The sequence below is a fragment of the Pontibacillus chungwhensis BH030062 genome (genome assembly GCF_000770675.1).
Classification (GTDB): Bacteria; Bacillota; Bacilli; order Bacillales; family BH030062; genus Pontibacillus; species Pontibacillus chungwhensis.
On record NZ_AVBG01000017.1, the window covers coordinates 61732 to 73019 of the forward strand.

Here is an 11288-nt window from a genome sequence, read left to right on the forward strand (position 1 = left end):
ATTCCGCCCCGCTGCTCTACAAGACGAAAGGGTGTCAGACACGCGTCAGTCTATTACATAGTTAAAGCGTGCCAGACACCCTTTCGTGCTGTGAAGTATTAATGGGTGTCTGGCACGCTTCTTTGCTTTATAGTGTGAAAGTGTTTGGCAATAGAAAAAGCCAGCTTTTTGCTGGCTTTGTGTATGTTTAGTCTGGTTTTGTCATATGATATTTCGTTAAGTAGGCTGGTCCTGCTGAGAAGGATGGTTTTTCTTTACTTTGAGGTCCAGAATTTTTGTGAGCCTTTTGGAAGGCTTGGGAATTCTTCCAGTCTTCAAAGCTTGATTCATCTTTCCACTGAGTGAAGACAACATAGGTATTGCCTTCTGTAGGACGTAAGATTCGGATTGCCTGAAACCCAGGTGAATCTTCGATTGCGCCTGCACGGTTTTTGAAGCGATCTTCAAATAGTGGGCGTCCTTCATCTGTGACAGGGATGTTGTTCATGACAACAAATCCTTCTTCTTGAAGCTCTCCTTGATGATCAACAGTTTCATAAGAGCGTGGCTCTTGGAAGATGTTTTCCCCTTCTGTATAAGCAAGGGAAGAACTTTCACCCTGCATAAGAAAGATATTTTGGTCGTGCTTTTCAGTTAAAGAAGCCAGGTAATCATAGGTGCCAAGTGTCATATATACATTCATGAAAACGTCTCCTTTCTATTAAGTTTAGTGTAGCAACGAAAGAATTTAAAAAGCAAGCAAGAAGGAAGCCTTTTTCTAAAACTTTGTGTTAGCGTATAATATTGGTAAGTATTCAAGCACTCCAATGTACAATAGAACGAGGTGAACGTTATGAATTGGAGAGAAATAAAAATCCCGGACTGGGTAAAGAGGTGGCGCTGGCTCATCATTGTTGTAGCAAGCATGGTGGTACTAGCTTTCGCTGGTTACTTTACTCTATTAATTGGCGGGAAGAGGATCGTAGATGAGCGTCTGCTTGTGCTAGATGAAGCATCTGTAATCGAAACAAGAAACGGTGATGAATTAACAAAATTATATAAAGAGAATCGAACAGTTGTCCCGATTGGGGATATACCAGATCATGTGGAGAATGCTTTTATTGCGATTGAAGACGGACGTTTCTATGAACATGCGGGTGTTGATGTTATAGCAACGGCCAGGGCTTTATATCGTGATTTAATTGCAATGGAAAAGGTGGAAGGCGGGAGTACGATTACCCAGCAACTCTCGAAAAACTTATTCTTAACCCATGACAAGACATGGACACGAAAGATCAAAGAAGTGATGGCATCCTTGTACTTAGAACGAAATGTGCCGAAGAAGAAAATTCTTGAATACTACTTAAACACGATCTATTTCGGAAACGGATTATACGGCATTGAATCGGCTTCTCAATACTTCTTCAATAAACCTGTTTCAGATATTTCCTTAACAGAAGGTGCGTTACTTGCAGCTTTGCCAAAAGGCCCGAATTACTATGACCCTATTGATCACCCAGAACGTGCGAAGGGTCGTCGTGATATCGTCATTAGCCGCATGCTTGCCGAAGGTTTTGTAACATCAGAGGAAGCTGTGCAGTTGCAACGCAAAAATCTTGGTATTAATCACGGCAGTCCTGAAGAGAAACCTTGGCTGAATAGCTATCTTGATTATGTTGTAACAGAAGCTAAAGAAGAATATGGACTCAGTGAAGATGAATTGTATCAGGGAGGCTATCGCATTGTTGTGAGCGTGGATGAAGACATTCAACGTATCTCACACGAAGTGATGCAAATCGATCAGTACTTTCCTGGCTCTGTCGAAGGGGTACAAGGAACGTTTCTATTGATGGATGAGGAAACAGGGGAGATTCTGGCGGCGCAAGGGGGGCGTAATAATGAGCGGGGAGACTTAAACCGTTTGTTAGAAAAACGTCAGCCTGGTTCTGTCATGAAGCCACTTGCCGTTTATGGTCCTGCTCTTGATCTGGAACAATATACACCATACTCCTTGTTGGTGGATCAAAAGCTGTCATACGGAGATTACACTCCTACTAATTACGATTATAAGTATGATGATTATATATCCATTTATAAGTCACTGATGTTATCGAAAAATGCGTCAGCCGTTTGGCTACTAAATGAGATTGGAATTGATTACTCAAAGAATTATTTAGAGAAGCTAGGGATGGACCTCGAAGACAATGGTTTATCCATAGCTCTTGGAGGACTAAAAAAAGGCGTGACGCCTGTAGATCTCGTTCGGTCCTATAGAACATTTATTCACGACGGGGAAATGATAGAGCCTCATTCCATTGTAGAAATTTACGACAAGGACGGGGAATTGGTCCACAAGTACGAGCCAAAGCCAAAACAAATCTTCAATCCTCAAACAGCCTGGTCCATTACAAGGATGCTAGAATCCGTAGTGACTGAAGGTACTGGACGAAGCGGTGCGTATGAGAAAGCCTTAGCTGGCAAAACGGGTTCTACCCAACACCCTTATGTGGATAAGAAAACAAAAGATGCCTGGTTTGTTGGCTTTACTCCTGAATATGTTGGTTCTGTATGGATGGGCTATGATCAATCTGATGAGAAGCACTATTTAAATGATGGAAGTGCCTCCCCTACAAAATTAATGAAAGAAGTACTAACTCGGGTCGATCAGGTAAAACAACTAGAAGATTCATTTACACAACCAGATGGAGTAGAAGACGTACCACCACCGATTGATCTACCTATTATAGATGACTTAGACGGAACCCTTTCGTTTGGCTCCTTAACCCTTCTGCAAGCAGAACTGACATGGACACCTGCAAGAGATGACCGTGTCGTCTATCGTATTTATAGAGAAGAAGAAGGACAAGACGAACGAATTGGTGAAGTAGAAGGAAGAGGTCGTTATACAATCAAACGACTGACAGTGTTCCATGATGAAACCTACTACATCGTTCCATATGATCCCCTAACTGATACAGAAGGATCACCTTCTAATCAAGTAAGAGTTGAATGGTAACATCAAAAGCGCAAGTCACCCGCTTAGCAACGTACAGACTGGACTGAGCCGGAGTGAGATCAAGGAAACACGAAGAGCGTAAGCGAATCGATGTTGACTGATCGATCAGAGGTGAGGGAAGTCTGCTAGTTGCTGGGTGACAGGAGCTAGCCGAATCAAAAGCGTAAGTCACCCGCTTAGCAACGTACAGACTGGACTGAACCGGAGTGAGATCAAGGAAACACGAAGAGCGTAAGCGAATCGATGTTGACTGATCGATCAGAGGTGAGGGAAGTCTGCTAGTTGCTGGGTGACAGGAGCTAGCCGAATCAAAAGCGTAAGTCACCCGCTTAGCAACGTACAGACTGGACTGAACCGGAGTGAGATCAAGGAAACACGAAGAAAAAGCTAGCCACATCAGGGCACCATTGCCTCTTGATGTGGCTTCCTTTATGAAAACGTTCGACAATATTTTTCATTTCGCATTAATATTGTGTAAAATAGGGATAGGAAATAATTAAGTAATCGACAAAATCATGACAATCTGCTTCATAATCTATACATAAAAACCGTCACTGGGTATATTGGTAGATAGACAATTGATCACTGTCGACGTGCAAATGATCAATGTGAAAGGTGAGAACGGTATGACAAATTCATTTAATGACACGATTTTAAAAGCTTTCAGAGGCGAGCAAACAGATCATGTACCTGTGTGGTATATGAGACAGGCGGGACGTTCCCAACCTGAATACAATAAATTGAAAGAGAAATACTCTTTATTTGAAATTACTCATCAACCAGAGTTATGCGCTTACGTAACCCGTTTACCAGTGGAAAACTATAACGTTGATGCGGCAATTCTTTATAAAGATATCATGTCACCTTTACCAGCGATTGGGGTGGATGTTGAAATTAAAAAAGGGATCGGACCAGTTATCCATAACCCAATTCGTTCCTTGGCTGATGTAGAGAAGTTGGGCGAAATTGATCCACAATCCGACGTTCCTTACGTATTAGATACCATCAAACTGCTAACAGAGGAGCAGCTAAATGTTCCGTTAATCGGCTTTAGCGGAGCGCCATTTACCCTTGCAAGCTATATGATTGAAGGTGGACCATCTAAGAATTATCATAAGACAAAAGCATTGATGTACACAGACCCAAGAGCATGGTTCTTATTAATGGACAAACTTGCTGACCTTGTGATTCGCTATGCGCGGGCTCAGATCCATTCAGGAGCTAAAGCCATTCAAATCTTTGATTCTTGGGTTGGGGCGTTAAGTGTACGAGACTACCGTCAGTTTATTAAGCCAGTAATGGAGCGTATCTTTTCAGAACTACGCGAAGAGAATGTGCCGCTCATCATGCACGGTGTTGGAGCAGCTCACCTTGCGAAGGATTGGAATGACCTTCCACTAGATGTTGTCGGCCTTGACTGGCGCACTACTATAAATGAAGCCCGTGACATGGGCATTAACAAAACGGTTCAGGGAAATCTTGATCCTGCCCTATTGTTAGCCGATTGGGAGACGATAGAAGAACGCACAAAGGCTATACTAGACCAGGGGATGAGTCAGCCAGGTTTTGTGTTTAACCTTGGCCATGGCGTTTTCCCTGACGTGAAACCTGAAACACTACAGCGATTGACACAGTTTATTCACGAGTATTCTAAAAGGTCGTAATAGACAACAAACTTTTTAAAAGAGGTGTTAACGAATGGCAAAGAAAACAATGGGACTTCTTGTAATGGCATATGGTACACCCTATAAAGAAGACGATTTAGAACGGTATTACACGCACATTCGTCGAGGAAGAACTCCTTCTCAGGATATGGTCGACGAATTGCGCGAGCGCTATGAAGCCATTGGAGGGATCTCTCCACTTGCCCGAATCACACAAGAACAAGCGGACGCCTTAACAGCTAAGCTAAACGAAATTCAAGATGACGTTGAATTTAAGCTATATTTAGGCCTGAAACACATTGATCCATTTATTGAAGACGCTGTGGAGCAAATGGCGAACGATGGAATTGAAGAAGCTGTCTCGATTGTACTCGCTCCCCACTATTCTACGTTTAGCGTGAAATCATATAACGGTCGTGCTCAGGAAGAAGCCGAAAAGCATGGTGTAACAACGATCACGTCTGTGGAGAGCTGGTACGACGAGGAAGGGTTTATCCAGTATTGGACTGAATCTCTCCGTAAAGTATACGAAGAAATGACAGCACAAGAGCGTGAGAAAGCGGTCCTGATCGTTTCTGCGCACAGTCTTCCTGAAAAGATTATTCAAAACGGCGATCCATACCCGGATCAACTTAAGAAAACAGCTGATCTGATCGCAGGCCAGTTGCAAATTCAAGACTATGAGATTGGTTGGCAAAGTGAAGGGAACACACCTGATCCTTGGATTGGACCGGATGTACAAGACTTAACAAGAGACCTCTATCACGAAAAAGGCTATCGCACATTTGTTTATGCTCCGGTTGGATTTGTATCCGATCACTTAGAGGTATTATATGACAACGATTATGAGTGTAAAGTGGTATGTGATGAGCTAGGAGCTTCTTATTACCGTCCAGAAATGCCGAATACTCATCCATTATTTATTAGCACATTAGCGGAAGTCGTTTTAAAACAAGCTAAAAAGTAGGGGATAGCGATGTCTGAACAGAAAAAAGTTGTTGTAATAGGTGGAGGGATCACTGGATTATCGACAGCCTATTATTTACAGAAAGAAGCAAAAGAGCATAACCTGCCGTTAAATGTACAAGTACTTGAAGGAAGTAACCGTCTAGGTGGAATGATTGAAACGGAGAAAAAGGAAGGGTTCACGATTGAACGTGGCCCTGATTCACTATTGGCACGTAAGCCAAGTGTTTTCAGGTTAATTGATGAAGTCGGACTTACAAGTGACCTTGTGACGGTTTCAACAGGGAAGTCATACGTGTTAGCAAACGAAAAACTTCACGAGATTCCGAGTGGATCTTTTATGGGGATTCCTGTTCAAGTTCGTCCATTTGTCTTATCAAGCCTTTTTTCCCCACAAGGGAAATTGCGCGCAGCGGGTGACTTCATAAAGCCTAAGAGTAAACCTCAAACGGATCAATCGTTAGGACATTTTTTCCGGAATCGTCTTGGGGATGAAGTGGTTGAAAATCTAATAGAACCGTTGCTATCCGGGATCTATTCAGGGGATATTGACAACTTAAGCTTAATGGCTACGTTCCCGAACTTCTATCAATTAGAACAAAAGTACGGCGGAATCGTAAGAGGTCTTCAGAAAACTGTCCCGAAACCTCCCAATAAAGGAACAAGGAAAAAACCGAGTCCATTCCGTACCCTTCAAAATGGGTTAGGTTCACTTGTGGAAGCTGTATCCGATTCACTAGAAGAAGGTACTGTTCAATTAGAGACAAGTGTCACTCAAATTGAAAAACGAGCAGATGGGTATGAGTTAAAGCTTCATAACGGAGAAGTTATGCACGCTGATAGTGTGATCATTACTACACCACACTATGCTGCTCAGTCGATGTTGAGTCAGTATTCCTTTATGGATTCCTTTAAGGATATGCCTGCCACATCTGTCGCCAACGTCGCAATGGCCTTTGATCAATCTGCTATTCAACAAGACATTAATGGTTCAGGCTTCCTCGTTTCAAGAAATAGCGATTATCGAATTACAGCTTGTACGTGGACTCATAAGAAATGGCCACACACAACCCCAGATGGTAAAGCGCTCCTGCGCGCATACGTAGGTAAACCTAGCGACCAGGGAGCGGTTGATCTATCAGATGAAGAGATCGCTGACATCGTTTTACAAGACTTAAATAAAACGATGAACATTACTCAAAAGCCAGAATTCACCGTAGTAACACGCTGGAGAGACTCACGGGCCCAATATACAGTAGGTCATAAAGATCGCCTGAAGCAAATCCAAGCCGACATGGCGGATGAACTGCCTGGCGTTTACCTAGCAGGAGCCTCATACGAAGGCCTCGGCATACCAGACTGTATCGACCAGGGTGAAAAAGCTGTAGAAAACGTATTGGACTATATAAAATCTAAATAACGTTCAACAGGGCAACTCATTATAATGAGCTGCCCTGTTTTAATATGTATAACATTCGAAACTGAGACATGGGGGGGGAGAAGGGACCCGATACTCTTATGAGTGCTTGGGGGTATCTGGGGAACGGCTCGCTTTCCATGGGCGGCCCCACACGATGTGGGGTCGTTCGACGTTGGCTATTGACGTGACGGTTTTAATCGAACTTCCTCTTTCTTTTTAGAGCCGGGGTCTCGTCGACCTCTTTCTCCCGTAGGAGTCTCCCCGTTCCCCATAAACCCCCTTATCAAAAGTGGTAGCACGGCCCCGTTACTTGAGCATTGCTGTTGCCTAATTGAATCTACATTTGGCTTGTTTCCGTATCTTCCAATATGGAAAAGGTGGGCCTGGAAACTGCGAGACTCCCGTGGGCAGAAGAGCCTAGGTGAGACCCCGGAGCCCGGCTTTGCCGGGTGAGGAGGCTCACCAGCTCCCCCACAGGAAAGCGAGTAGTTTCCAGGCCCGCCTTACGCTCAATTAAAGTTAACGGAAACATTCTCTCAACTTCAACTCCTTCACATAAGAAGCTTATGGTGGAGAGGAAGACGTCAACTACTAATAGGGACAGAGCCTATAAAATAGAAACCCCATATAAGATTCAAACGGTTGCACTTTATTCTGATGTTGCAAGAAATTCCAAAGACTAGTAGAATCGTATATATGAAAACGATTTCATTTTAGTGGAATTGAAAGCTCGGATATTATCATCAGGGGGCGTTTACAGTGGCAACAATTGAAGATGTTGCAAAATTTGCAGGGTTATCTAGAACAACCGTTTCTCGAGTGATTAATGATCAGCCGTATGTATCAGAAGATAAGCGTGTAAGAGTAGAGGATGCGATGAAGGCTTTAGGATATGTGCCGAATTCCTCTGCAAGGCGCCTTCGCAGTCAAAAGACTGAAACAATTGCCGTGTTACTTCCACGAATTACGAATCCTTTCTTTAATCATTTAATAGAATCTATGGAAATGAAAGCCTCAGAATGGGGATACCAAGTCATCATTTGTCAAACTCATAACCTACCGGATAAAGAAAGAGACTATTTAGAACTTCTTCGGACAAAACAAGTAGATGGCATTATTATGACCTCTCTTGAAAACGAATGGGAAGTTGTTGAGGAGTACTTACAATCTGGTCCGATTGTATTGTGTAATGAAAATGTAAGTACGGCCCCTGTTCCTGTTGTTCATATTGATCAAGAGAAAGCAGCATATGAGGCAACAATTCATCTTATTGAAAATGGTGCAACAGAAATTGCCTTCTTACAAGGGGGTCACGATAGCTATGTTTTTCGTGATCGTGAAAAAGGTTTTTTGAAAGCGCTTAATGAACGTGGCATATTGCCGATTGATAATGAATTATTTAGCTCCGCTGTCGACGTGAAGAGTGGACGAGAGCTGTTTCATCAAATTCAAGCTCACTACCCATCGATTAACGGGGTATTTGCAGGCTCGGACGAAATGGCAGCAGGCTTCATTTATGAAGCCGTTAAGGCAGGGGTTAAGGTACCAGAAGATATTCTTGTCATCGGATTTGATAATCAAGCCATTTCTATGTTGATGAACCCTTCGATCACGAGTATTGAACAGCCCTTTCAGGAAATGGCTGGGCGCTGTGTAGAACTTTTGGTACATCAAGTGGAGCAGGGATATGACTTAAAGCATGAAGAGCACGTCTTTCCACACCGTCTTCAATCGAGAGTATCTACAAGCCCTCAGTCCAATTTAGTACCTCTTTAGGGAGGTCGTTATTGTATGAGCTCCGTTCACCACCAATTAGCAAGCCCAAGCACTTATACAGTAACGGACCTATCCACATGAGAACATGAAAAAGCATTCCAATAAAATTGGAGTGCTTTTTTGTGGAGAAACAGCCCTGATCTGTACTAGTACTGTTTTACTTTTGGACAAGAAAAAAGAACAGCGGTTGCTGTTCTCTAGAGTAGAGTTTGTTATTGTTTGTTTAGGTTGTTAATCGTGAGGTACATTAAGTGTAGAGGATCTTAGAGGTTAGCGAGCTGGGTCGTCGCATTCTTCACAAACATCGCCATAGCAGTCAGCTTGCTCTTGGATTGCGTTGCCACATGCTGTGCATTTCTTTTCAGGAAGTGTCTTAAAAAACTCGATTGGGCTCATCATAGGAAAATCCCTCCAGTAAGTTTGTGTACCTTTATTGTATTATAACAGGCGGAATAATACAACACTTTGTTTTATAACAACTTGTACTTTTTTTTAAATACCCTATAGGAGGATCTATAAACATGAAAGTAACCGTAAATGGATTTTGGGGTGGCTACCCTGCTGTAAACAGTGCAACTTCAAGTTATCTTGTTACATCTGGAGATTTCACACTGCTTGTTGATTGTGGAAGTGGGGCGTTAGCACGCTTGCAGTCTAAAGTAAATGTTATGGATATTGATGCTGTTATCCTATCTCATTATCATTTTGACCACGTAGCTGATATCGGTGTGATGCAGTATGCGTGGAAGGTACAGAACATTTTGAGAGAAACAGAAGAAGTATTGCCAATCTACGGCCATAAAGAAGATCAGGCTGGCTTTGAGGCACTTACACATGATCGTACAGAAGGTATTGGGTATGACCCTGATCAAACACTCGAGGTTGGACCTTTTACCATTCAATTTATGAAGACCGCTCACCCTGTTCCGTGTTATGCGATGCGTATATCTGACGGAACGTCTTCGTTTGTTTATACAGCAGACTCAAGTTATCTAGATGAATTTATTTCATTCAGTAAAGGGACGGACTTACTTATTACCGATTCTAACTTTTATAAAGGGATGGATGGGACGAACCCGGGTCATATGACCAGTGAAGAAGTTGGGAAGATTGCTCATGAAGCGGGTGTGGGTAAGCTTTGGCTCAGTCACCTTCCGCACTTTGGTAACGTCCAGGACTTAAAAGATCAGGCTGCTGAACAGTACGGGGGAGTGATTGAGTTAGCTCAAGAAGGATTAAGCTTTGAGTCCTAGGCTTAGCCAATAGAATTGAATAGAGAAGAGGAATCTATTACAATAGTCGATAGAGACGAATAGGAGGAACAGACTATGATGCTTTTTGTAGACCATGAGGGAATTAACGATCCGCGCATTAATTTGGCGATCGAAGAATATGTACTTAAGAATTTAGAGATTGACGATGAAACAAGCTACCTGCTGTTCTATATCAATGAGCCTTCTATTATCATTGGTAAGAACCAGAATACCATTGAAGAGATTAACACCGATTATGTAGAGAACAATGGTATTCATGTTGTTCGTCGTCTTTCTGGCGGCGGAGCTGTTTACCATGATCTTGGGAACTTGAACTTTAGCTTCTTAACGAAGGATGATGGGAACAGCTTTAATGACTTTGCTAAGTTTACAAAGCCTGTAACAGATGCGTTACAGAAACTTGGTGTTAAGGCAGAACTATCAGGGCGTAATGATATCCAGCTAGAAGATGGCCGTAAAATTTCAGGGAATGCGCAGTTCTCTACCAAAGGCCGCATGTTTAGCCACGGTACATTAATGTTTGACTCAGAGATCGAAAACGTCGTTTCGGCTCTACGCGTAAAGTCAGAAAAGATTCGTTCTAAAGGAATCAAATCAATCCGAAGCCGTGTAGCGAACATTTCGGAATACTTAACTGAAGATTTATCAATGGAAGACTTCAAAGCGATGATTCTTCGTTATATCTTCGATGTAGAAAATGTCGAGGATGTGCCTCAATATAAATTAACAGAAGAAGATTGGAAGAACATTTACGCTCTTTCAGAAGAGCGTTACCAGCAGTGGGATTGGAACTACGGGAAATCCCCAGCATCTAATATCCAACATTCACATCGTTTCGACGGGGGAACAGTTGATGTTCGTCTAGATGTGAAAAAAGGTATGATCGAAAATGCAAAAATTTACGGAGACTTCTTTGGTGTAGGAGATGTGAGTGAGATTGAGAACCGCTTAATTGGCACACGCTATGAGCGTAGCGCCATTGACGAAGCGATTCAAGACTTAGATATTTCACATTATCTTGGACGTATTTCAAAAGAGGATTTCTTATCACTGATCTACTAAAACGAATAAGACCGCTTGGGCTCAGCGCTCAAGCGGTTTTATTATTGCTTTTGTTCATATTCTTCCCTGTAGTAATTTTTTAGGCTCTAAAATATTTGTTGGGGTATTAGAAAATTTGGCATAAAAAAACA

9 protein-coding genes are annotated in these 11288 nt (G+C 42.5%); 7 read left to right on the forward strand and 2 right to left on the reverse strand.

Features of this window, described 5'->3' with window-relative positions:
- Positions 1-187: 187 nt before the first annotated feature.
- Positions 188-682, reverse strand: a complete 495-nt coding sequence (locus tag N780_RS17150; protein ID WP_036786883.1) for an antibiotic biosynthesis monooxygenase family protein — start codon at positions 680-682, stop codon at positions 188-190.
- A gap of 150 nt (positions 683-832) precedes the next feature.
- On the opposite strand from N780_RS17150, the gene N780_RS17155 reads away from it, so the two are divergent.
- The 5 genes from N780_RS17155 to N780_RS17175 all read left to right on the forward strand — a co-directional run bounded on the left by N780_RS17155 (position 833) and on the right by N780_RS17175 (position 8821).
- Positions 833-2995, forward strand: a complete 2163-nt coding sequence (locus N780_RS17155; protein WP_052115148.1) for a transglycosylase domain-containing protein — start codon at positions 833-835, stop codon at positions 2993-2995.
- Between the two features lie 626 nt (positions 2996-3621).
- Complete coding sequence (gene hemE / locus N780_RS17160; protein ID WP_036786886.1) at positions 3622-4659, forward strand: uroporphyrinogen decarboxylase; 1038 nt, start codon at positions 3622-3624, stop codon at positions 4657-4659.
- A gap of 34 nt (positions 4660-4693) precedes the next feature.
- Positions 4694-5626, forward strand: a complete 933-nt coding sequence (hemH, locus tag N780_RS17165; protein WP_036786888.1) for a ferrochelatase — start codon at positions 4694-4696, stop codon at positions 5624-5626.
- A 9-nt stretch (positions 5627-5635) separates the two neighbouring features.
- The gene (gene hemY, locus N780_RS17170; protein ID WP_036786890.1) at positions 5636-7045 is read left to right on the forward strand and encodes a protoporphyrinogen oxidase; all 1410 of its coding nucleotides are present in this window, start codon (positions 5636-5638) and stop codon (positions 7043-7045) included.
- Between the two features lie 759 nt (positions 7046-7804).
- Complete coding sequence (locus N780_RS17175; RefSeq protein ID WP_036786893.1) at positions 7805-8821, forward strand: LacI family DNA-binding transcriptional regulator; 1017 nt, start codon at positions 7805-7807, stop codon at positions 8819-8821.
- A 270-nt stretch (positions 8822-9091) separates the two neighbouring features.
- Here the strand turns inward: N780_RS17175 and yhfH are convergent, their stop codons facing one another.
- Entirely contained in the window at positions 9092-9220 is a 129-nt protein-coding gene (gene yhfH, locus N780_RS19610) for a protein YhfH (protein ID WP_084599712.1), read from the reverse strand.
- Between the two features lie 122 nt (positions 9221-9342).
- Here yhfH and N780_RS17180 point away from each other — a divergent pair, with 122 nt between their 5' ends.
- Positions 9343-10074: an MBL fold metallo-hydrolase gene (locus tag N780_RS17180; RefSeq protein WP_036786895.1), complete on the forward strand. Its 732-nt coding sequence runs from the start codon at positions 9343-9345 to the stop codon at positions 10072-10074.
- 78 nt (positions 10075-10152) lie between these two features.
- On the forward strand, positions 10153-11157 hold the full coding sequence (lplA, locus tag N780_RS17185; protein ID WP_036786939.1) for a lipoate--protein ligase: 1005 nt from the start codon (positions 10153-10155) through the stop codon (positions 11155-11157).
- Positions 11158-11288 lie beyond the last annotated feature (131 nt).